Genomic DNA, 22,684 nt, shown 5'->3' with positions numbered 1-22,684 from the left:
GGCCACACGCACCCTTAGGACGTGTGACAACCACCCCTTAAGCGCACAGCTGCTATTCAAAGGTTTTAACTACACGCCATGGCCATCGAAAAAAAAACCATCCGCTTGCTGATTCTCGAAGACTCGCAAAACGAGGCCGAACGCCTGGTCAGCCTGTTTCGTAACTCTGGACGGGCCACCCGCGTGCATCGCTTGGTCTCCAGCGATGACCTGGCGCAAGCGCTGCAGCAAAGCTGGGATTTGCTCATTGCCGCACCCAGCAGCGAACACCTCGATCCCAACGAAGCCATCACCGCAATTCGTCGTCAGGCCAAGGATATTCCCTTTATCCAGCTGACCGAGGGCAACGACTCCGATGCCATTACCGAGGCCCTGGCCCTGGGCGCTCAAGACGCGCTGCCGCAAGGTGAAGACGAACGTCTGATTCTGGTGGCCAATCGTGAACTGACCAACCTCGAGGAACGTCGCGCCCGCCGTGTGGCCGAAGTGGCCCTGCGCGAAGCTGAAAAGCGCTGCCAATTACTGCTGGAAAGCTCCGTAGACGCCATCACCTACGTGCATGACGGCATGCACATCTACGCCAACCGCGCCTACCTCGACATGTTCAGCTACGAAGACGGTGACGAGCTGGAAGGCATGCCGATGATTGACCTGATCGCCAGCTGCGACCAGGCCAGCTTCAAGGATTTCCTGAAGAACTACCAAAGCGCCGAAGGCCATGCCGAACTGGCCTGCACCGGGGTCAAGGCCAACGGCCAGACCTTTGCCGCACGGATGACGTTTTCCCCGGCCACCTATGACGCCGAGCCGTGCATCCAGGTGGTCATCCGCGCCGAAACCGGCAACGCCGAACTGGAAGAAAAGCTGCGTGAAATCAGCAGCCAAGACCTGGTCACCGGCCTCTACAACCGCACCCACTTCCTTGAGTTGATGGACACCGCCGCCGAGCGTGCAGTCAACGCCGGGCAAGCCGCCACCCTGGCGTATATCCGCCTGGACCGCTACGCCAGCCTGCTGGCCGAGACCGGATTGGCCGGCATCGACCTGCTGCTGACCGACCTGGCCAACCTGCTGCGCGCCCACTTTACCGGCAATACTCAGCTGGCCCGTTTTGGTGACGACGTGTTCAGCGCCCTGATCATCGGCCAGAGCGCCGAGCAAAGTCAGCCGAGCCTCCAGGAGCTGTTGAAAAAAGTCGAAGGGCACCTGTTCGACGTCAATGGCCGCACCCTGCAGACCACGCTGTCGATCGGCGTAGCCGGTCTCAACGAGAAAACCCCGCGCGGGCAGGATGTCGTCGACCGCGCCCACCGCTGTGCCGATGAACTGGCCAACGGCAACGCCCTCAAATTATTCAACGCAGCAGACGAACTGGCAGCTGCTGCCAGCCGTGGCAGCATCGTCGCCATGCTCCAGCAAGCCTTGGAGAACAACAGTTTCCGCCTACTGTTCCAACCCATTATCAGTCTGCGTGGCGACAGCCATGAGCATTACGAAGTGCTCCTGCGCATGCTCAGCCCGCAAGGGGAAGAAGTTCCACCGGACGACTTCCTCACTGCCGCCAAGGATGCCGGGCTGGCCGAGAAGATCGACCGCTGGGTGATCCTTAACTCCATCAAGCTGCTCTCCGAGCACCGCAGCAAAGGCCACAGCACGCGCCTGTTCGTCCACCTGTCGAGCGCCAGCTTGCAGGATCAGACGCTGCTGCCATGGCTCAGCGTAGCCCTCAAAGCCGCGCGCTTGCCCTCTGACGCCTTGGTCTTCCAGCTCAGCGAACCAGACGCCATTGCCTACCTGAAGCAGGCTAAAACCCTGACTCAGGGTCTGGCGGAACTGCACTGCAAGATCGCCCTGAGCCAGTTCGGCTGCTCGCTGAATCCGTTCAATACGCTCAAGCACCTGAACGTCGATTTCGTCAAAGTCGACGGTTCCTTCACCCAGGACCTGTCCAGCGCCGAACATCAGGAAAGCCTGAAAACCCTGCTCGCCAGCCTGCATGCCCAGGCCAAGTTGACCATCGTGCCCTATGTCGAAAGTGCTAGCGTGCTGGCCACCTTGTGGCAGGCCGGGGTCAACTACATTCAGGGTTACTACCTGCAAGGGCCGACCCAGTCGATGGATTACGACTTCTCCGCTGGCGACGAGTAATTTTCGCAGTAATAAAAAAACCGCCGAAAGGCGGTTTTTTTATTGGCGATGCACGTGGCTCAATCGTGGCCGTCGCGGTCGCGAAAGCCCAGCAGATAGAGAATACCGTCCAGACCCAGGGTGGAAATCGCCTGCTTGGCCGACTGTTTGACCAGCGGTTTGGCACGGAACGCCACACCCAGACCCGCCAAGCCCAGCATCGGCAAGTCATTGGCACCATCGCCAACGGCAATTGTCTGCTCCAGACGTAGACCTTCCTTGTGCGCCAGTTCGCGCAGCAGGTCAGCCTTACGCTGAGCATCAACGATCGGCTCCACCGCCACGCCAGTCAGCGCGCCATCAACGATCTGCAGTTCGTTGGCGAACACATAATCAATGCCCAACTTGGCCTGCAACTGGTGGGCGAAGTAGCTGAAGCCGCCAGACAGAATGGCGGTTTTGTAACCCAGGCGCTTGAGCTCGGCGAACAGGGTTTCGGCACCTTCGGTCAGACGCAGGCTGGCACCGACTTCTTCCAACGCCGATTCCGGCAAGCCCTTAAGCAGGGCCAGACGTTCCTTGAAGCTGGCGCGGAAATCTAGCTCACCGCGCATTGCCCGCTCGGTGATCTCTGCCACCTGCTCGCCAACCCCGGCAGCCTTGGCCAGCTCGTCGATAACTTCCGCCTCGATCAGCGTCGAGTCCATATCGAACACCGCCAGGCGCCGGTTACGACGGAACAGCGAGTCGCGCTGGAAGGCGATGTCGACATTCAGCTCCTGAGCCACGCTGAGGAACTCCGCACGCAGGGCCGCCGGATCGGCCGGCTCGCCGCGCACCGAGAACTCGATACAGCCCTTGCCCTGGCTCTCCGGGGTGTCCAGCGGCATACGCCCGGACAGCCGATCGATATGGTCGATATTCAACCCGTAGCGCGCGGTGATGGTGCTCACCCGCTGCAGCTGCTCGGCCGTGACCTTGCGCGTCAGCAGGGTGACGATATGCCGGGGCTTGCCCTGGGCACCGACCCATTGCTGGTAATCGGCCTCGGCCACCGGTGTGAAGCGCACCTGTTGGTCCAGCTTGTAAGCGGTGAACAACACATCCTTGAGCACCGAGGACGCCGCCTCGGTATCCGGAATTTCCACCAGAATGCCGAACGACAGGGTGTCATGGATGACCGCCTGGCCGATGTCGAGGATATTCACCCCGCCTTGGGCCAGCACACCGGTAATCGCGGCAGTCAGACCGGGACGGTCTTCACCGGTGATGTTAATCAGGACGATTTCGCGCAAGGTAGGCTCCCCGCAGAGGAAAAGGCGCACATTCTAACCATTTTCCGCGGCCGCCGGGCATGCCCGGTGCTTTGCCCTCCCCCCTCGGCTCGCTATACTGCGCGGCAATTTCCTCAATAAGAGCCGAGCCCCGTGAACCGGCCCGCATCCGTCAAACCCGATAACTTCTTCCTGCTGATCTTCCACGCCCTGCGCCAGCGGCGCGTGCCCCTGGCCCTGCGCATCGCCAGCCACAGCTTGCTGCTGGTGGCGCTGGCGCTGGTGATCTACGCCTGGGTGATGGGCATGCAGTTCAAGCAGGCCATGCAACAGCAGGCCGACGCCCTAGGCCAGAGCCTGATTGTGCAGACAGCCGCCTCGGCCACCGAACTGCTGGTGTCCAACGACATCCTCAGCCTCAACATCCTGCTCAACAACCTGGAAAAAAATCCGCTGGTGGCCCACGCCGCCATCTACAGCGTCGATAACCGCATCCTCGCCGAAGCCGGCTCGCGCCCCAAACAAGGCCTGCTGGGCGAAACTGAAGGGCTGTACTCGACGCCGATCACCTTTCAGGAAGTGATCGCCGGGCACCTGCGCATCAGCCTCGACACCGAGCAATTCCAGCAGCCGATGACCATCAGCCTGCAAAGCATGGGCCTGCTCAGCCTGATTCTGCTGGCTTTGACCATGTCGCTGTCGCTGCGTCTGGGCCGGCATATTTCCACCCCGCTGCTGCAATTGCGCGTCTGGCTGCGCGACCCCGATGACCCCGCTCCCGGCGCTGGCCGCCAGGACGAAATTGGTGATCTGGCGCGCCAGCTGCAAGCGCGCCTGGTGCCGATCAAGATCGAAACCCAGGCTACGCCGGCCTATCGCGACCGCGACGACGAGGAAGACGAACACGAGATCAGCTTCGACGACCACGAAGATGAGCACGAAGAGTTTGCCGTACGCGACCTGCACGACCCGCAATTCGACAGCCGCGAGCCGCATCGCGATGACTTCAGTGCCGCGCCGCTGGATGACGAAGAAGACGACCCGTTTGCCGACCTGCGCGACCACAGCAGCGCCGAAGCCCCCTTGCTGCCGGCAGCCAAGGTTCAGCGCCCAAGCGCCGTATTGGCCATGCAACTGGGCGCCCAGGAGCAATTGCGCCGCTTGCCGCGCTCACGCCTGATGGACCTGCTGCAACGCTACCGTGACTGCCTGGACCAGGCCGCTAGCCTGTATCAAGGCCAGCTGCACACCCTCAGCGACGGCAGCAGCCTGATGCTGTTTCACCAGCGCGACAGCGGTGATGATTACCTGACCCATGCGATTTGCTGCGGTGAACTGATGCGCGCCCTGGGCCACGCCCTGCAAATCCAGGTGGCCGACAGCGGCATCACCCTGCAACTGCAGTTCGGTCTGACCCTTGGCACAGACCTGGAAGACCTCAGCCAGGGCGAGCTGTTACTCAGCGACAGCGCCCAGGATGCCCTAGCCCTGTCCCAGCACAGCCGCAACCTGCTGCTGGTGGCGCGGGAAATTGGTGACGATCCGCTGCTGCGTCAACGCGTTCGTATCCGCTCCATCGCCAGCCCAGAAGGGGCCAGCTGCGTGGAGCGGCTGCTCGATCCTTACCCGGCCCTGCTGGAGCGCCAGCTGGCGCGCATGCACGACGCCAGCTCCCACGCCTGAGCCGTCCTTAGAAACGAAACACTTCCACCGCCCCTTGGGCCGGCGCCACGGGCGGTGCCGGCGGCAACGGGGTAGTTTTACGCGCTGGAGCCACGCGCTTGCTGGTCGGATTGGCTACCGCGGGCACCTTCAAGGCCGTCACCGCCGCCGTCGCCAATTGCTCGGCCAACTGCTGCAACAAGCGGCTCTGCGCCTGCACCTGACTGGCCAGACTGCCCTGGTGCGCCTGCTCCAGCTGCAACAAACGACTGCCCTGCAGCTGACCGGCCTTGTCCAGCAGACGCCATTGCGCATGCAGCACCGCCGGCATCTGTGGCCCGGAATCCAGGCGACTGATGCTGACCTGTACCTGCAAGTCGGCACTTACCCCAGGCCCAGCCGGGGCCAGGAGGATATTCGGCGTTTGCAGACGCCCAGCCAACTGGCGCAACAACAACTGCTCGACATCCGCATTCAGGCTGCCGGCCCATTGCGCCTCACTGGCCACACTGAGGCTGCCATCGGCCTGACGCTGCAACAGCTCGCCGCGTTGTAGGTAGTCGGCCAGGGTCAGCGGCCCCAGCAGCACCAGCGCGCCGTCAGTGGCCGTCGGCACCTGTGGCTGGCCGCCATCCAGCTGATACAGCGCCACCGGCGGGTGCACGCTGCAACCAGCCATGGCCAGCACCAGGGTCATCAACAGCAAAGTCCAGCTACGCAACATCATCGGCCTCACACGCCCCAAAACAGCGGCCTATCATCCGTCAATCCGTGACCTGGCTCCAGCCCTGAACTTTTTCCACACGTGACAGTTACACTCGCTGCGTCACCCGGCTGCCTGGTGCTGCAGCGCCAGCAACGGGTGACACCCACAACCTGAACAGGGAGGTCAGCCGCATGCAGTGGCTCGCACAGGACGTCGAACAGTTAATCAATCTCAGCCAGGACCCGAACAATCCTTATTGCCCCGACGTGCTGGTGGTTGGCTCTGGCTATGGCGGTGCAGTCGCGGCCCTGCGCTTTGCCGAGCATGGTCAGAGCGTGGCCTTGCTGGAGCGCGGCAACGAATACCTGGCCGGCGAGTTTCCCAGCGACCTCAGCCAGACCGGCGGCTTCATCCGCGCCGAGCTACATGCCAACCAAGGCGCCAATTCCGTCGGCAATGAAGACGCCCTGTTCGATTTCCGCCTCGGCCAACGCGCCTCGGCCCTGGTCGGCAATGGCCTGGGCGGCGGCAGCCTGATCAACGCCGCCGTGGCCCTGCGCCCCGACCCACGGGTGTTCGCCCACAGCCCCTGGCCGCAAGCTATTCGAAGTGCCAACCTGGACGATGACTTCCAGCGCGCCGGCGCTGGCCTGCAGGTGCAGACACCAGCTACCCAGGCCGCCAGCAGCACGTGCGTGCCGCAACGCACGGCCAAGTACCAGCGCCTGCAGCAAATCGGCCGCGCCGCCGCCAGCACCAGTGCCAACCCGCTGTTAAGTGTCAGCTGCGAAGACGTGCCACTGGCCATCGAGTTCAGCGACCAGCCATCCCAGGCCCAAGGCCCGCGGGCCGCCTGCGTAGGGTGCGGCAACTGCGTATCCGGCTGTAACCACCAGGCCAAGCTGAGCCTGGACAAGACCTACCTGCCGCGCGCCTGCCAGGCTGGCGCACGGCTATTCACCCGAGTCAGCGTGCTGTCTGTCGAGCACGTGCCCAGCGACGTCCGCCACCCCTGGCGCGTGCATTGCGTGCGCACCAGCGAGCGCGCGCAGTGGGGCGCCCTGCAGCGCAACGGCGCCGCCGAGCTTGAGCACTACGGCTTCAGTATCCGCACCGCGCGGATGATCCTCAGCGCCGGCACCTTCGGCTCCAGCGAAATCCTCCTGCGCTCCCAACGCCAGGGCCTGGATGTGGCCAGCGCCTGGCTTGGCCAGGGGATTTCCGCCAACGGCGACGACCTCTGCGCCGCCTATGCCCTGCCCGACATAGCCGACGGCATTGGCCGCAGCAGCGTAGCGGGCGCCACCAACAGCAGCGGGCCGACCATCAGCGCGGTGATCCGCTTTGACGATCATGCAGACCACCGCCGCAGCACCATCATCGAAGACGGCGGCATTCCTGGCCTGCTCGCGCCGCTGGCCAACGAACTGCTCAGCACCCTTGGCGTGCTGCCGCAACTCAACCGCTTCGGCCTGCGCAGCCGCCCAGGCCACGACCCGCTGGCGGTTGACCCGCAACTGATCCAGCGCAGCCTGGCCCTGCTCGGCATGGGCCACGACTCAGCCGCCGGCCAGGCCACCCTCAACGACCCCGGCGCACGCCTGAACTGGAGCTGGCCGGCCCAGGCCGCCGACCCTGCACCGCAGCTGCATCGCCAGCGTATGGCCTGCATCCAGCAGCTCGGCGGCGAGTTCCTGCCCAACCCGACCTCTGGCGTACTGCCCGACGACATTGCCCAGGTGCTCAGCGGCCCCGCGCCAGAAGCCGGCTGGGTCACCGTGCACCCGCTGGGTGGCTGCCGGATGGCCGATGGGGTGCAAGACGGTGTGGTCAATGAACGCGGTCAGGTGTTTCGTCAGGACGGCAGCGTGCACGCCAGCCTGCAGGTGCTGGACGGTTCGATTATCCCCAGTTCCCTGGGGGTCAACCCGCTGCTGACCATCACCGCCCTGGCCGAACGCGCCTGTCGCCTGACCCTGGCCGAACTGCCTGCAGGCCGCCCCAATGCGGTCAGCCTGCCGGCCTACCCGCAGGTGCCGCCGCCATTCGAACGCGCCCAGACGGTCAGCAGCGGCGCAGTTCTCGCCGAGGTGCTGCGCGGCCCGCTGACCTGGCAGGAGCAACCCGGCAGCGCCCCCCAGCAACGGGACGGTGCGCTGTTTCTGCAGATGGACGTACCGGACTGGCAACGCCTGTGGGCCAGCCCCGCGCACCGGGTGGCGGCCATTGCCTTCAGCGCCGACCAGCAGTTGACCGCTTCGCGCCTGGTCATCGACCGTCCCGACCAAGCCGCGCTGACCTTGCAGGTGCGCAGTGGCCACGTCGAGCTGTTTCGCGCCCTGGCCGACAGCCCCACGGCGCGCCTGAGCCGCTTTGCCCGCGCCGGCCTGACCTACGCGATCAACCGCTGGCTGCCCGACCGCCACCGGGCCAAGCCGGCCAATGCTCCAGGCCTGTGGCACAACCTGTTGAGCGGGGCACGCCTGCTCTGGCACGCCAGCGCAGCGCGCAGCTTCGACTATCAATTGCAGCTCAGCGACGGCCAGCAGGACTACCAGCTGCGCGGCAGCAAACTGATCCAGCCGGCCGCCGAGTGGGCCGAACTGGGCCGCTGGCTGTTGGGTAAATGGCGCCACGGCGGCTGGCCGGTGCTACCGCGCCGCAGCGTCTGGGCGCAACTGACCGAACTGGACATTCAGCTGTACCGCCAGGGTGAACCCCAGCCCTTGGCCAGCGGCCGCCTGGCTATGGACATCCCCGAGATGGTGCGGCGCATCGCCCCGCAACTGCGGGACGGCACCGACACCTTCAACGCCCTGGCGGCTATGGCCAGCTATCCGCTGCTGATCGCCCGCTACCTGATCAGCAGCCGGATGCTCGACTTCCGCCTGCCGGACTACCGTAACGACCTGCCCGCCACTGACCCAGCCCTGGCCGCCGACACCGGGGTGTTCGAGTTGCAGCAGGATTTTTATCCGTCCCTGCCGCTGGCCGACGGCCGGCAGATCGCCCCGCAACCACCGGTATGCTTACACGTGCCACTGCATGCCGAGCAGCCGGCCGGCGAGCAGATCCGCGCTGGCCTGGTGCGCTATGCCCAGGCTCAGGTCGAGTCCCAGGTGGTCGACGGTCAGCGCCGTTATAAGTCGATCATGCTGCTCAACGGTTTTGCCCAGAACACCCTGCCCTTTGTCGCAGAAGAGCTCGGCCCGCGCAGCCTGGCGGCCATGTTCTACGCCCAGGGCTGGGACGTGTGGCTGCTGGAATACCGGGTCAGCCCGTGGCTGCGCGCCTCGGCGCAGTTCTCCAGCATGGACGATATCGCCGCCGGGGAAATCCCTGCCGCCATCGAGCATATCCTCGGCCAGTTGCAAGCCGAACAGGGTGAACAACCGGCCCTGCCCGGCAGTCTGTTCTGCTTCAGCCACTGCGTCGGCTCGGCCTCCCTGGGCATGTCCCTGCTCGGCGGCCATCTGACCCATGCCAATGGCCGCGCCAAGCTGGACGGCGTGCTGTTCTCGCAGTTCCAGCCGTTCGTGATCGGCTCCAGCACTGCGCAGATGCGCCTGCAAGTGGCCGCCCTGCTGGTCAACGGCCTGAACCGCGAGCTGCTGGAGTTCTCCGCCGGCACGGTGCAGGCCGATGCCTTGCATGCGCTGATGGACCGCCTGTTCGCCAGCTTCGACTACAGCGCCGCCGAGCGCTGCCCCGGCGAGCACGACCTGCGCCATGAGCACCCCGACAGCACCTCGTGCAAACGCATGGCCGGCGCCCTCAGCCGCCTGTTTCGCCACGACCAGTTGCTGCCAGTGACCCACGCCAAGCTCGACCAGTACTTCGGACGCACCAACCTCGGCGTGTTTATGCACGGGGCCAAGTGCGTGGAGTACGAGCGCCTGGTGAATGCCAACGGGCAGAACGTCTACACCACCGAAGACAACCTGCGCCGCTACCTGCCGATGCCGCTGATGCTCCTGCACGGCGCCGACAACGTGCTGTTTGACGCCGAATCCTGCAGCGAAAGCTGGCGCCAACTGAGTCGCGGCTTCAGCCAGGAGCGCCTGGATCAGGGCCACGATCATCAGCTGATTGCCGCCGAACACGCGCACTTCGACTGCACCATTGGCAAACGCGCGCCGGAAGTGATCTTTAGCGAGGTGGTCGGTTTCTTCAACACCGCCTACGTCAGCCGCACCAGCAGCCAGGCCACGCCCAACCGCCTGCGCGCCCGCTTGCCGCGCACCGGGCCGATTGTCGGCTGGCGTCGCCAGGTCGGCGACCACACCCTGCTGCGCGTGTGGATCGAGGTCGACAACACCCAGAGCGGCGAAGCTGTGGCCGCCATGACCCTGGTCTGCGCCGGCCCACAGCGTCGCGTGCAGGCCTGGCCGTTGCGCCAGCAGGCGCTGGCCGCGGCCCTGGGCAGCAAAACGGCGCCCGCCGCCGATGCCGGTATCAGCTACGCGCTGGCTGACATTGAGGTGCCCAATGCCTGGCTCGGCAGCCTGAGCATCGCCATGGTCAGCCTGCACCGCTACGCCGCCAACAGCGCCGCAGATGAACGCTGCGCGCATAACTGGCCCAGCGACTGGGGGCAACCGTTGAGCGTCAGCGAGGCCCTGGCCAGTGGCGGTCGCACCCCGGCACGCAGTGCTACCCCGGTCAGCCTCTGCCCGCTGCCAAGCGCCAGTGCCGAAGCCGCCGTCGCGCAGATCAACGCGCTGCCCACCGCGCCCATCGATAAGCGCATCGAACCCCTGCCCCTGGCGCTCAACCTGGCGGACGCCCAAGCCCTGCTGCATCCGCTGGCGATCACCCTGCAACAGGGCCGCCAACTGGCCAGTAGCGCCCAGCCCGCCACCCTGTCGCGGCAACGGCGCAGCCTGCGCTGGATGCGCGAATGCGTGGTGCGCCTGCGCGCCGAGCAATGGCAGCCGGGGCCGAGCTTCAGCTTTCTCGCCGCCAGTTGCCGGCACCCAGGGCTGACCGAACTGGAAGCCCAGCGCAGCGACGCCAGCCTGGCCGCCTTGGCCCTGCGCCAGCGCCACCAACCGGCCGCCCTGATGCTGATGCTCGGCGACCAGATCTACGCCGACGCCCGCGCCGGCCTGCTCGACAGCAGCTCCTCGCTGGAACGCCTGCTGCCGCGCTACCGCGAGGCCTTTGGCTCGCCGGCCTTCGCCGCCCTAGCGCGCGGCACACCGCTGCACATGCTGATGGACGACCACGAACTGGTCGACAACTGGAGCCGCGACCTGCTGCTGCGCGGCCCCGCCGAGCGCGAGCTGACCACCAATGCCCTGGCCGCCTATCAGGTGTTCCAGCGCGCCCACGGCCCGGACGCCCTGGATGCTGAAGGCCACGACGCTTGCTTCAGCCTTGGCGCTGCCGGCTTCTACTCCCTCAACACGCGCATCCAGCGCCAGCGTGCACCGCAAAGACGCCTGCTCACGGACAGTCAGTGGCAACAACTGGAGGACTGGCTGCTGGCCGAGCAAGCCCGCGGCCGCCAGCCCAAATTCATCCTCAGCGGCTCGGTGCTGGCGCCGGGCCTGCGCGAGTACGCCGGCCAGCCAGCCCCGCGCGAAGCCGACAGCTGGCAACTGAGCGCGGACGAGCGCGCGCGCCTGCTGCGTTTTATCCGCGACCGTGGGATCAGCAACGTGGTGTTTGTCTCGGGCGACTATCACTGCTGCGCCGCCGCCACCATCCGCTTCCCCGGCAGCGACGTGCAGGCCTACGCCCTGGTGGCGCCGCCGTTGCATGCGCCGCTGCGCTTCGCCAACGTCGCGACCAGCAGTGTATTGACCGGCGAAGTGATCGACCTCGGCAACGGTCACGCCGAGGTCGAGGCCCAGGCCTGGGAAGGCGATGGCTGGCTGGAGTGCCACCTGCAACCCGAAGACGACGGCTATCGGCTGCGCGCCCTGTTCCGCTGCCTGCCGCTGGACAGCCAGCAGGTGCAGGAGCATCACTGCGACTGGCTGCTGCACTAGGGCTTAGGCGCTAGCAGGCTCGTGCTGGCGCACAAAGGCGCTCAACTGTGCCTCAGGCAGCGGCTTGGCGTAGAGGTAGCCCTGAGCCTCCAGGCAGCCCAGTTGCAGCAGGGCCTCGGCGCTGGCGTGGTCCTCGACACCCTCGGCAATGGTGCTCAACCCAAGGGAATGAGCCATCTGCACAATGGCGGTGACGATGGCGCGGCTGTCGGCACTGCTGGTCAGGTCGCGAACAAAGGACTGGTCGATCTTCAGTTTGTCCACCGCCAGGTTGCGCAGGTAAGCAAGGCTGGAATAACCGGTACCGAAGTCGTCAATCGACAGTTTCACGCCAATGGCCTTCAGGCGCTTGAGGGTGGCTTGGGCCTGCTCAGGATTGTCGATCAGGCTGGATTCAGTGATCTCCAGCTCCAGCATGGTCGCCGGCAAGCCGCTAGTGGCCAGGGCCTGCAGCACCTGCTGTTCGATATTGCCGTACTGCAACTGAATCGCCGAGACATTGACCGCCACCTGCGGCACCCGCACCCCAGCCCGCTGCCACGCCATCGCCTGGCGGCACGCCTGTTGAATCACCCATTCACCGATCGGCACGATTAGTCGGCTTTCTTCTGCGGCCGGAATAAAGCGCGCCGGCGGTACCAGGCCCCATTGCGGGTGTTGCCAGCGAATCAGGGCCTCGACGCCGATCAGGGCGCCGCTGCGCAGGTCCACTTGCGGCTGGTAATGCAGCAACAGCTGCTCGGCAACCACAGCCTGGCGCAGGTCAGTAAGCAGGTTGAGGCGCTCCAGGGCCTCCTCGTTCATGCTGCCGTCGAAATAGCGCCAGGTCTGCCGACCATCCTGCTTGGCCTTGTACATGGCGGTTTCGGCATTGCGCAGCAGGGTCTCGAAAGCACTGCCATCGCCGGGCGCCACCGCCAGGCCGAGGGACAACGAGGTGCTGATGCTGCGCCCCTGCACCGCCAACGGCTGACGCAGATGGCGCATGATCTTGTCCGCGATTGCCGCTGCATCCTCGGGGTTCTCCAGGTCGGGCAGGAGAATGACGAACTCGTCGCCGCCCGGCCGGCACAGGGTGTCACTGTCGCGAATCAGGCCGCGCAGGCCTTCCGCCAGTGTGCGCAGCAGGGCATCGCCGTAGGAATGACCGAGGGAATCGTTGAGCGTCTTGAAGCCGTCGATGTCCATGTACAGCAGGGCCACATGCTGCTGGCTGCGCAGGCTGGCCGTTAGCGCCTGATCGGTGCGATCACGCAACAGGTCGAGGTTGGGCAGACCCGTGAGGCTGTCGTAAAACGCCAGCACCTCGATCTTCTGCTCCGCCGCCTCGCGCACACGAATTTCCCTGGCCAGCCGCCAGTAAGGTTCACGTACGCTGGAAATAAACACCACCCGGTACAGCAGCAGGTAGGCCAGCGCTTTGTACAGATGACCAAGCAGGCTGTAGATATCGTGCACATTGCTGTACGCGGTAAAGCACAGCTCGGACAGGATCGATACCGCCACGGCCAGGAACAGGCCATGGGCGTCATAACTCGTGGCATGCGCGCGGGCTCGCCAGAAGCGCCAGGCGGCGACGCCAAGCAAGGCGATCACCAGCCACTCGATCTTAATCTTCAGCGGCGTCAGGCCCTGCCCCTCAATAAAGGTCTGTGGAAACCTGTCTGGATGCAGCAACTGCAAATAAAACACCACCGCCACCAGCACCAGCGCCGCCGTCAGCCAGTACCAGCGCAGCCCCGGATTGTGCAAGGGCTGCCATCCGCGCAACGACACTCCAAGCAGGCACAAGGCGGCCGTCAGCCGCGCCGCCAGCCAGAAGTCGATGGCTTTTTCCGCGCTGGCCGGGGTGATGAAATCCGGCATGCCGCGATAGGACAGCAGGTGGCCGATGTCGAGCAAGCCCACGACGAGAAAACCGCAGGCCAGTAGCAGCAGATTGCCCGCACTGTCACGGCGGTAACTGTGCCAGGTCACGCTGAACAACAGCAGCGCCACGACCATGGCAAACAATTCGGTGATGCTGTGCAGCCAAGTGGGGAACAAGCTGCTGCTCTGCTTCAGCTGCGCCGACTCGGGCAGCCCCCAGATCGCCAGCAGCAGCGCGCCCAGCGCCAGCAGCAGGGGCAAGAAGAACTTGTCCCAGTGACTGGTGCGACTGTACAGGGGAGCGGTGCTGCCGTGGTGATCGCCCATGACGCCTCAACCCTTAGGAAAAGAAAAGCACGACTGACGCCAGCGCCGGGTCATGCAATTAGCGGCCAACCATATACCGACCGACCACGAACGCAATGGCCCCTACGACCAAGGTCGGCACCACGTTTAGCAGGCCGTTAGGTGTTCAACCCCTCGACCAGCAGGCTGTCGACGCGCTGGAAGCCACGCGGCAGCTTGTTGCCACGCCGGCCGCGTTCGCCCTTGTAGTGCTCCAGGTCATCGGCTTTGAGCGACAGGGTGCGTTTGCCCGCCTGCAACACCAGAGTAGCGCCGGCTGGCAGTACGGCCAGGTCGGTGAGGTATTCCTCGCGGCTGGCGACGCGCTCGCCGGGGATGCCGATGATCTTGTTGCCTTTGCCTTTGCCCAGCTGCGGCAGGTCGGCGACCTTGAACACCAGCAGGCGACCTTCGGTGGTCACCGCCGCCAACCAGTCCTGCTCGCGGTTGCCGAGCAGTTTCGGCGGCACCACCAGGGCGCCTGCCGGCAGGGTCAACAGGGCCTTGCCGGCCTTGTTCTTGGCTTGCAGGTCTTCGCCTTTGACCACGAAGCCGTAACCGGCGTCGGAGGCGATCACGTACAGCGCCTCGTCTTCTGGCAGCAACACGCACTCAAAGGTGGCACCCGGCGGCGGCGTCAGACGGCCGGTCAGCGGCTCGCCCTGACCACGGGCCGACGGCAAGCTGTGGGCCGGCAGCGAGTAGCTGCGCCCGGTGTTATCGATAAATACTGCGAACTGATTGGAGCGTCCTGGCGCCGAGGTTTTGAAGCCGTCGCCGGCCTTGTACGACAGGCCGGTGGCGTCGATATCGTGGCCCTTACCGCAACGCACCCAGCCTTTTTCCGAAAGCACCACGGTGACCGGCTCGGTCGGCAGCAGCTCGTTCTCCGACAATGCCTTGGCTTCGCTGCGGGCAACGATCGGCGAACGGCGGGCGTCGCCGTAGGTTTCGGCGTCGGCGAGAATTTCCGTGCGTACCAGTTTGCGCAGTTTGCTTTCGCTGCCGAGCAGGGCTTGCAGCTTGGCTTGTTCCTTGGCCAGAGCATCCTGCTCGCCACGGATCTTCATCTCTTCCAAGCGGGCTAGCTGACGCAGGCGGGTGTCGAGGATGTAGTCAGCCTGGTCGTCGCTGAGGCCGAAACGGGCCATCAGCACCTGCTTGGGCTGGTCCTCGGTGCGGATGATGTGGATCACTTCATCGAGGTTGAGGAAGGCGATCAGCAAGCCGTCCAACAGGTGCAGGCGGCGCTCGACCTTATCCAGGCGGTACTGCAAACGACGGCGCACGGTGCCGATGCGGAAGGTCAGCCATTCGCTCAGCAAGGTGCGCAGGTTCTTCAGCTGCGGCTTGCCGTCCAGGCCGATGATGTTGATGTTGACCCGGTAGGTGCTTTCCAGCTCGGTGGTGGCGAACAGGTGCTGCATCAGCTCGTCGGCATCCACGCGGTTGGAGCGCGGGATGATGACGATACGGCACGGGTGCTCGTGGTCCGACTCGTCGCGCAAGTCAGCGACCATCGGCAGCTTCTTGGCCTGCATCTGCGCGGCGATCTGCTCCAGCACCTTGGCACCGGAAACCTGATGGGGCAACGCGGTGACCACGATGTCGCCGTCCTCGACGCGGTACACGGCGCGCATGCGCACCGAGCCCTTGCCGGTTTCGTAGATTTTCAGCAGGTCACTGCGCGGGGTGATGACCTCCGCCTCGGTCGGATAATCCGGGCCGAGGACGTGCTCGCACAGCTGCTCGACCGTGGCATCCGGCTCATCGAGCAAGCGCACGCAGGCGGTGGCGACTTCACGCAGGTTGTGCGGCGGTACGTCAGTGGCCATGCCCACGGCGATGCCGGTGGTGCCGTTGAGAAGGATATTGGGTAGGCGCGCCGGCAGTACGGCCGGCTCGTCCAGGGTGCCGTCGAAGTTCGGCACCCAGTCGGCGGTGCCCTGGCCCAATTCGGTCAGCAGCACCTCCGAGTAACGCGACAGGCGCGCCTCGGTGTAACGCATGGCGGCAAACGACTTGGGATCATCCGGCGCACCCCAGTTACCCTGGCCGTCGACCAGCGTGTAGCGGTAGCTGAACGGCTGAGCCATCAGCACCATGGCTTCGTAGCACGCCGAGTCGCCGTGGGGATGGAACTTACCGAGCACGTCACCGACGGTGCGCGCGGATTTTTTGTGCTTGGAGTCAGCGTCCAGGCCCAGCTCGCTCATGGCATAGACGATACGCCGCTGCACGGGCTTCAAGCCGTCGCCGATATGCGGCAGGGCGCGGTCCATGATCACGTACATGGAATAGTTGAGGTAGGCCTGCTCGGTAAAGTCGGCCAGGGAGCGCCGCTCGACGCCGTCCAGGCTCAGGTCCAGAGAATCGCTCATGCGTGCCTCATTGCGTAGTGGTCTGGCGCAGCAGCAAGGTGCCGTCGCGCTGGGTAAATTCGAGTTGTTTCAGGGCGCTCATGCCGAGCAGCACTTCTTCGCCGTGCATGCCGGGCGCAATCAGGGCGCGCACGTCACTGAGCAGAATGTCGCCCAGTTGCAGGCTGGTCAGACGCGTGCGGTAGCCCGTGCTGGTGCCATTGGCAGTGTGCAGGCTGATCGGCGCACCACGGGGCAGGCCGAGGCGCTCAGCCAGGGCCGCCGGGATGGCCACATCGGTGGCGCCGGTATCGAGGAGAAACTCCACCGCTTCGCCGTTGATCAGGCCGCTGGCGAGAAAATGCCCCTGCCCATTACTGGCCAGGCGCACCTCGGTATAACCACTGCCTAGGGCGGAGTCGGGTTGTTGATTGGGATTGCGCTGGGTGTCTTGCCACTGGGCAAAAAAACGCGTGGCGAGAAACAGCCCCAGCAGCCAGGCCACGATCCACATGACCTTGCCGACCGTGCGACCAGGCGTTGACGTACTCATGACGAGGCTCCCCAGCCGCCGTCCGGCGCGGCGAAGCGCCAGATGATCGGCCGCCGTTCGCCATCCCCGCGGGCATAGTCCTCACCGCCCATGGAGGCACCGTTGTCGAGGCCGATCCAGGCACCGTCGGCATCCACCGCCAGAGCTTCTGCCACGCCGTACGGCAACGGATAGCGACGCGCCTCGGCCAGCGCCGTGTCGGCAAACGACCAACAGCGCTCCACCGCACCGTCCGCCGGATTGCGCCGGCAGACCTGTAATTGCAGACGTTCCAGGGTGAACAATTTGCCGGCAAAAAACGCCAGGTCGGCGAAGTCCACGGGCAGGCGCTCGCCCCCCATCTGCGCGGGCGCACGCTGATAGGCGCTCTCACTGAGCAGTACGCAGCTCTGCGCGCAGGCCCAGCCGGAGGTCTGTTGTTGCAGCGCCAGCAAACCGCGATTCTGGCGTTCGGCAGCCAGCCACAGGCGTGTACCGGCAGGGTCCACGGCCAGGCCCTCGACCAGGCCGTTAAACTGCCAGAACAACCCGCTCACCCGCGCCTGACCGATCAGATTGGCTGGCAACGGCAACCAGCTGGGCGAACCTTCGACCGGCAGCTTGAGCACGGCCACCTGGGCTTCGCTGACCAGATAACGGTTACCCGCGGCATCGCAGCTCAAGCCCTCAAAATCCAGCTCACCGCCCCGCACGATGCCCACACCCCAATTGCCCACTTGCTGGCCCCAGGACAAACCACTGGGCGGCGCCAGCGGTGCGCTGAACGGTTCAACCTCGGCCTGCCAGATGCCAGGTTTGGCATGCAGGCGATACAGCCGGCGATCGTCGCGATCCGACAGCGCCCAGAGCGCGCCCTGACACCAGGCCAGCCCCGACAGGTTGCCACCGGTCATGGCCGCCACCGGACGCTCTTCCAGTAACCGCAAGGGCTTGTTCGCCGGCGCGGCCTGCGCCACGGCGGCCAAGCAGACGAGCAACAGGCACAGGCCTGCCTTCACAGCAGGACCTCGGCCAGATTGCCTTTGGACTCCAGCCACGTCTTGCGGTCGCCAGCGCGCTTCTTGGCCAGCAGCATGTCCATGATTTCTTCGGCGACACTGAAGTCATCCAGGGTCAGTTGCACCAAGCGGCGGGTATTGGGGTCCATGGTGGTTTCGCGCAGCTGCGGCGGGTTCATTTCACCCAGGCCTTTAAAACGCGTGACCTGTGGCTTGCCGCGCTTCTTCTCGGCCACCAGGCGATCGAGGATGCCGTCGCGCTCACCCTCATCCAGGGCGTAGTAAATCTCTTTGCCGAGGTCGATGCGGTACAGCGGCGGCATGGCCACGTACACGTGACCGGCATCCACCAGCGGGCGGAAGTGGCGGACAAACAAAGCGCACAGCAAGGTGGCAATGTGCAGGCCGTCGGAGTCGGCGTCGGCGAGAATGCAGATCTTGCCGTAGCGCAACTGGGTCAGGTCGGCAGCACCGGGATCGACCCCGATGGCCACGGCGATGTTGTGCACTTCCTGGCTGGCCAGCACTTCGCCGCCGTCGACTTCCCAGGTATTCAGAATCTTGCCACGCAGTGGCAGGATCGCTTGAAACTCCTTGTCGCGCGCCTGCTTGGCTGAACCGCCGGCGGAATCACCTTCGACCAGAAACAGCTCGGAGCGCATCGGGTCCTGACCCGCGCAGTCGGCCAGCTTGCCCGGCAATGCAGGGCCCTGGGTGACGCGCTTGCGCTCGACCTTCTTGCCGGCTTTCAGGCGCCGACCGGCGTTGTTGATGGCCAGTTCGGCCAGCTGCAAACCCAACTCGGGGTTGGCGTTGAGCCACAGGCTAAAAGCATCTTTGACCACGCCAGACACAAACGCCGAGGCCTCGCGGGACGACAGGCGCTCCTTGGTCTGCCCGGAGAACTGCGGCTCTTGCATCTTCATCGAGAGGACGAAGGCGATGCGTTCCCAGACGTCTTCCGGGGCCAGCTTGACCCCGCGCGGCAGCAGGGTGCGGAACTCGCAGAACTCGCGCATGGCATCCAGCAGGCCCTGGCGCAGGCCGTTGACGTGGGTGCCGCCCTGGGCAGTGGGGATCAGGTTGACGTAGCTTTCCTGCACGCTTTCGCCGCCTTCCGGCAGCCACAGCAGGGCCCAGTCCACCGCCTCTTTATTGCCGGCCAGGCTGCCGACGAAAGGCTCATCGGGCAGGCGCAGGTGTTCGCTGACCGCATCCACCAGGTAGGAGCGCAGGCCGTCCTCATAGTGCCACTCGATCTTCTCGCCGCTGGCTTTGTCCTCGAAGCTGACCGACAGGCCCGGACACAACACGGCCTTGGCCTTGAGCACATGCTTGAGGCGGCTGACGGAGAACTTGAAGCTGTCGAAATACTTGGCGTCCGGCCAGAAGTGCACGCTGGTGCCGGTGTTGCGCTTGCCCACCGTGCCGATCACTTCCAGGTCGCTGGCCTTGTAGCCATCGGCGAAGGTGATGCGGTACTCGTTGCCGTCGCGGCGCACGCGCACTTCGACGCGGGTCGACAGGGCGTTGACCACCGAGATACCAACACCGTGCAAACCACCGGAGAACTGGTAGTTCTTGTTGGAGAACTTACCGCCGGCGTGCAGTTTGGTGAGGATCAGCTCGACGCCGCAAATGCCCTCTTCCGGATGGATGTCGACCGGCATACCGCGGCCGTCATCGGACACTTCCAGGGAATTGTCGGCATGCAGGATCACCTGCACCGAACGGGCGTGACCGGCCAGGGCTTCGTCAACACTGTTGTCGATGACTTCCTGGGCCAGGTGGTTGGGCCGGCTGGTGTCGGTGTACATGCCCGGGCGCTTGCGCACCGGGTCCAGGCCGGAGAGGACTTCGATGGCGTCTGCGTTATAGGCGTTCTGCTGGGCCATGGGGTCTCTTATCGTGTCTAAAGGTCAGAAAAATCGTGCTGCCGCCACGCACGGGAATCGATCCCGGCAAAGGCCAACAGCGCCGGCAAGCCGCGGGCAAAGCCTTGAAAACTGTGGTCGCCGCCGGCCTGGATACGCAGGGCGCAGGCCTGGTAGTAGCTGGCCGCCGCACGGTAATCGAGGGTTTCGTCGGCCGTCTGCAACCACACCTGCACCTGCGCCGGATCTTGCGGTGCCGGCACCGCCAGCTCGGCCAGGGCCTCGACGTGGTCGTGGGTCAACTGCCAGGTTTCACCACTGTAATGATTGGTCTGCTCGCCCAGGTAGCCATCGAAGCGCTTGTGCGGCAGTACCGCCGGGTTGATCAGCAGGGCCTTGAGCCCGTGCCGCGCCGCCAGGTGGGTCGCATAGTAGCCGCCGAGGGAACTGCCGACCAGCACCGGCTGGCCGAGCTCGGCGATCAGCTCATCCAGCTGGGCCATGGCCTGGCGCGGGTGATGGTGCAGGGCCGGCATGCGCAGCTGCGCCTGCAGGCCGATGCGCTGCATGGCCGTCAGCAGTTGCTGGGCCTTGCGCGAAGCCGGCGAGCTGTTGAGGCCGTGGATATAAAGAATGCTAGTCATGGCCGGGAGGCTACAAGGTGCAGACCGCGGGCGGCAAGCCGCAGCTGCGTTCAATAGCCCTTGATGCTGTAGTCCACTTCAAAGTGGATACCGACCACCCGCGACACGGCGGTTTCCAGCCGGCCATCGGCATACAGGCGCAGCCAGCGGTAGCCGGGCGCTTCCTGGTCAACCTGAAACTCTTCGCTGCCCGGCGCGAACTGCACGCAGGTAGAGGGCGAGGCCAACAAACGCACACCGTTGCGCAGTTGGTCGAACTCCTGATGGATATGCCCCCAGAGCATGGCCTGCACCTGCGGATAGCGATCGGTAACGGCAAACAGCGCCTCGGGGTTGCGGATACCGATTGGCTCCATCCAGCGACAACCGATGGAAACCGGATGATGGTGGAAGGTCACCAGCACATGGCGGTCGCCGGCGGTCTGCAGCGCCTGCTCAAGCAACGCCAGTTGCTCGGCAGAGCAGTAGCCGGGCACGGCGCCGGGAATCGAGGTGTCCAGCAAGATAATGCGCCAGTTACCCAGATCGATAATCGGCTGCAACAGATCGCTGCCGGCACAGGCCGCCTGCATGGCAGGCAGCTCATCGTGGTTGCCGGCAAACCAGCGCGCCGGAGCCGGAATCTGCTCGTGCAACTGACGAAAACGCTGGTAGGACGCCAGAGAGCCGTCCTGGGACAGATCACCGCTAGCCAGAATCAGATCGACCAGTGGCTGCTCGTCGAGTACCCGTTCGATCACCCGCTGCAGGCTGTCGTGGGTATTCATGCCCAGCAGTTTGCCGTCTGCATCGGCAAACAGATGACTGTCGGACAACTGCACCAGCAGGACCGAAGAGTCAGAGGCAAGATCAGCAACCACAGGCGGCGCGCTCGGCAAGGCCGTCTCCTTGAGCGTAATGGTCTGGATTATGGCGGCTCAGACGACGCAGGGTAAACCGCAAAAGTTGATAGCTGTCACAGATAATCAGTAGGGCCTGACCGAGCGCTTTTAACGCCGACGCTGCCAACCCTGGTGTTTTTCACAACACCGGCTGCAATTCATGGCCACAGGCCAGGCAATGCCCAAGCCATTCGCCGAGAAACAGATTGAGCTGGGTTTTCTCGTCGGGCTGGTGCATGGCCGCATTCGGGTAGGTGTAAATGCTGCGAAAGCGCCGAGCATTCTCGGCACCGACCACTTCGGCCATGCGCGCATCGTGATAGACGCGCACCTCCATGTGCGGCAACGGCAGCCAGGGCAAGCTGAGCTCCTGACGCACCTGCAAGGTGGTGGTGTATGGGCAGGACTCGGTCACTTCCAGCGCCAGCACACCGAGCATCTGCTCGCCCTGACTCAGGGCCACGCGGCGCGAGCCGACCAGCCCGCGCATATCCGGCAACAGACGCATCAAGCGCGCGTAATTGGCCTCACAGGTGGCCTGCAGTTCAATCAGGTCCAGCCGATAGCGCTCGCGCACGGCGGTCATGCCCAGCGCTCCCGTACCTTGTCGCGATTAAGGGCCAACCACTGCAAGGCGATGATGCTGGCAGCATTGTCGATGCGTCCGTCGTCCAGGGCGGTCAGCGCCTCGTCGAGACTCCAGACCAGCACGCGAATGTCCTCGCCCTCTTCTTCCAGACCATGCACACCGCCGGCGCCGCGGCTGTCACAGCGGCCCACATACAAGTGCACGCGCTCATCGGAGCCGCCCGGCGACGGGTAGTACTGGGTCAACGGCCACAGCTCGGCCAACTCCAGACCAGCCTCTTCGACCGCCTCGCGGCGTGCCACCTCCTCGGGTTGCTCGTCCTTGTCGATCAGCCCGGCCACCAGTTCGATCAGCCACGGATTGACGCTTTTATCCAAGGCGCCAACGCGAAACTGCTCGATCAACACCACGCAATCGCGCTGCGGATCATAGGGCAGCACACAAACCGCATCGTGGCGCACAAACAGCTCACGGTTGATCAGCTTGCCCATGCCACCGGCAAACAAGCGGTGGCGCAAATGCAGGCGATCCAACTGGTAGAACCCGCGAAAACAAGCCTCGCGCTCCACCACTTCAACGTCGTCATCGCGATTCATCGCGTACTCCTATCGACTTTTTGTACTGCACCGCAGCTCGGCCCCACAGCCGACACTGATCACCGGCGCCATTGATCGCAGCTTACACCGTGTGGCGAAACGCGCTGCCTGGGAAATAAACGGCCACAACATTCGCAACCTAACACCAGCGCCGGACAACCCACAGCCTTACAGCAGCCGACAGGAACAGACCCATAAAAAACGGGCCAT

14 protein-coding genes are annotated in these 22,684 nt (G+C 64.6%); 3 read left to right on the top strand and 11 right to left on the bottom strand.

Going from position 1 to position 22,684, the window contains the following annotated elements:
• Positions 1 to 78 precede the first annotated feature (78 nt).
• A complete protein-coding gene (locus tag AC56DI_RS16990) occupies positions 79 to 2,148 on the top strand; it encodes an EAL domain-containing protein (RefSeq protein ID WP_496347205.1) in 2,070 nt (689 codons plus the stop codon).
• A 59-nt stretch (positions 2,149 to 2,207) separates the two neighbouring features.
• On the opposite strand, the gene serB is transcribed toward AC56DI_RS16990, so the two are convergent.
• On the bottom strand, positions 2,208 to 3,422 hold the full coding sequence (serB, locus tag AC56DI_RS16985) for a phosphoserine phosphatase SerB (RefSeq protein ID WP_422586912.1): 1,215 nt from the start codon (positions 3,420 to 3,422) through the stop codon (positions 2,208 to 2,210).
• Positions 3,423 to 3,554: 132 nt separating this feature from the next.
• Here serB and AC56DI_RS16980 point away from each other — a divergent pair, with 132 nt between their 5' ends.
• Positions 3,555 to 5,084, top strand: a complete 1,530-nt coding sequence (locus AC56DI_RS16980; protein ID WP_496347204.1) for an AhpA/YtjB family protein — start codon at positions 3,555 to 3,557, stop codon at positions 5,082 to 5,084.
• Positions 5,085 to 5,091: 7 nt separating this feature from the next.
• Here AC56DI_RS16980 and AC56DI_RS16975 read toward each other — a convergent pair whose 3' ends face one another.
• Positions 5,092 to 5,790, bottom strand: a complete 699-nt coding sequence (locus AC56DI_RS16975) for a PqiC family protein (RefSeq protein WP_496347203.1) — start codon at positions 5,788 to 5,790, stop codon at positions 5,092 to 5,094.
• A 170-nt stretch (positions 5,791 to 5,960) separates the two neighbouring features.
• Here AC56DI_RS16975 and AC56DI_RS16970 point away from each other — a divergent pair, with 170 nt between their 5' ends.
• Positions 5,961 to 11,765 carry an alkaline phosphatase D family protein gene (locus AC56DI_RS16970; protein ID WP_496347202.1) on the top strand — a complete coding sequence of 1,935 codons (5,805 nt, stop codon included), beginning with the start codon at positions 5,961 to 5,963 and terminating at the stop codon, positions 11,763 to 11,765.
• Between the two features lie 3 nt (positions 11,766 to 11,768).
• Here AC56DI_RS16970 and AC56DI_RS16965 read toward each other — a convergent pair whose 3' ends face one another.
• The 9 genes from AC56DI_RS16965 to AC56DI_RS16925 all read right to left on the bottom strand — a co-directional run bounded on the left by AC56DI_RS16965 (position 11,769) and on the right by AC56DI_RS16925 (position 22,474).
• Positions 11,769 to 13,961 (bottom strand): putative bifunctional diguanylate cyclase/phosphodiesterase, encoded by a 2,193-nt coding sequence (locus tag AC56DI_RS16965; protein WP_496347201.1) that lies wholly within the window; start codon positions 13,959 to 13,961, stop codon positions 11,769 to 11,771.
• A gap of 137 nt (positions 13,962 to 14,098) precedes the next feature.
• Entirely contained in the window at positions 14,099 to 16,360 is a 2,262-nt protein-coding gene (gene parC / locus AC56DI_RS16960) for a DNA topoisomerase IV subunit A (protein WP_496347200.1), read from the bottom strand.
• Positions 16,361 to 16,367: 7 nt separating this feature from the next.
• Complete coding sequence (locus tag AC56DI_RS16955; protein ID WP_496347199.1) at positions 16,368 to 16,892, bottom strand: retropepsin-like aspartic protease family protein; 525 nt, start codon at positions 16,890 to 16,892, stop codon at positions 16,368 to 16,370.
• Entirely contained in the window at positions 16,889 to 17,890 is a 1,002-nt protein-coding gene (locus AC56DI_RS16950) for an esterase-like activity of phytase family protein (RefSeq protein ID WP_496347198.1), read from the bottom strand. Before AC56DI_RS16950 ends, AC56DI_RS16955 begins: the two co-directional genes overlap by 4 nt.
• Positions 17,887 to 19,785: a DNA topoisomerase IV subunit B gene (parE, locus tag AC56DI_RS16945; protein WP_496347197.1), complete on the bottom strand. Its 1,899-nt coding sequence runs from the start codon at positions 19,783 to 19,785 to the stop codon at positions 17,887 to 17,889. Before parE ends, AC56DI_RS16950 begins: the two co-directional genes overlap by 4 nt.
• Before the next feature lie 17 nt (positions 19,786 to 19,802).
• Entirely contained in the window at positions 19,803 to 20,408 is a 606-nt protein-coding gene (locus AC56DI_RS16940; RefSeq protein ID WP_496347196.1) for a YqiA/YcfP family alpha/beta fold hydrolase, read from the bottom strand.
• Positions 20,409 to 20,458: 50 nt separating this feature from the next.
• Entirely contained in the window at positions 20,459 to 21,286 is an 828-nt protein-coding gene (gene cpdA / locus AC56DI_RS16935) for a 3',5'-cyclic-AMP phosphodiesterase (RefSeq protein WP_496347195.1), read from the bottom strand.
• A 142-nt stretch (positions 21,287 to 21,428) separates the two neighbouring features.
• Positions 21,429 to 21,875: a DUF1249 domain-containing protein gene (locus AC56DI_RS16930; RefSeq protein WP_422586922.1), complete on the bottom strand. Its 447-nt coding sequence runs from the start codon at positions 21,873 to 21,875 to the stop codon at positions 21,429 to 21,431.
• Complete coding sequence (locus AC56DI_RS16925; protein WP_496347194.1) at positions 21,872 to 22,474, bottom strand: NUDIX domain-containing protein; 603 nt, start codon at positions 22,472 to 22,474, stop codon at positions 21,872 to 21,874. The genes AC56DI_RS16930 and AC56DI_RS16925 overlap by 4 nt, the downstream gene beginning before the upstream one ends.
• Positions 22,475 to 22,684: the final 210 nt, after the last annotated feature.

It is taken from the genome of Pseudomonas sp. BGA-UO-ETr-WB11 (genome assembly GCF_059567785.1).
Note: the sequence above shows the minus strand (reverse complement) of the source record. Positions and strands in the feature narration are given on the sequence as shown.

Bases quoted from the DNA above. Each gene is read 5' to 3' on its own strand.
- AC56DI_RS16990 (WP_496347205.1), top strand. From the start codon at position 79: ATGGCCATCGAAAAAAAAACCATCCGCTTGCTGATTCTCGAAGACTCG.
- AC56DI_RS16975 (WP_496347203.1), bottom strand. From the start codon at position 5,790: ATGATGTTGCGTAGCTGGACTTTGCTGTTGATGACCCTGGTGCTGGCC.
- AC56DI_RS16970 (WP_496347202.1), top strand. From the start codon at position 5,961: ATGCAGTGGCTCGCACAGGACGTCGAACAGTTAATCAATCTCAGCCAG.
- AC56DI_RS16965 (WP_496347201.1), bottom strand. From the start codon at position 13,961: ATGGGCGATCACCACGGCAGCACCGCTCCCCTGTACAGTCGCACCAGT.
- parC (WP_496347200.1), bottom strand. From the start codon at position 16,360: ATGAGCGATTCTCTGGACCTGAGCCTGGACGGCGTCGAGCGGCGCTCC.
- AC56DI_RS16955 (WP_496347199.1), bottom strand. From the start codon at position 16,892: ATGAGTACGTCAACGCCTGGTCGCACGGTCGGCAAGGTCATGTGGATC.
- parE (WP_496347197.1), bottom strand. From the start codon at position 19,785: ATGGCCCAGCAGAACGCCTATAACGCAGACGCCATCGAAGTCCTCTCC.
- AC56DI_RS16940 (WP_496347196.1), bottom strand. From the start codon at position 20,408: ATGACTAGCATTCTTTATATCCACGGCCTCAACAGCTCGCCGGCTTCG.
- AC56DI_RS16930 (WP_422586922.1), bottom strand. From the start codon at position 21,875: ATGACCGCCGTGCGCGAGCGCTATCGGCTGGACCTGATTGAACTGCAG.
- AC56DI_RS16925 (WP_496347194.1), bottom strand. From the start codon at position 22,474: ATGAATCGCGATGACGACGTTGAAGTGGTGGAGCGCGAGGCTTGTTTT.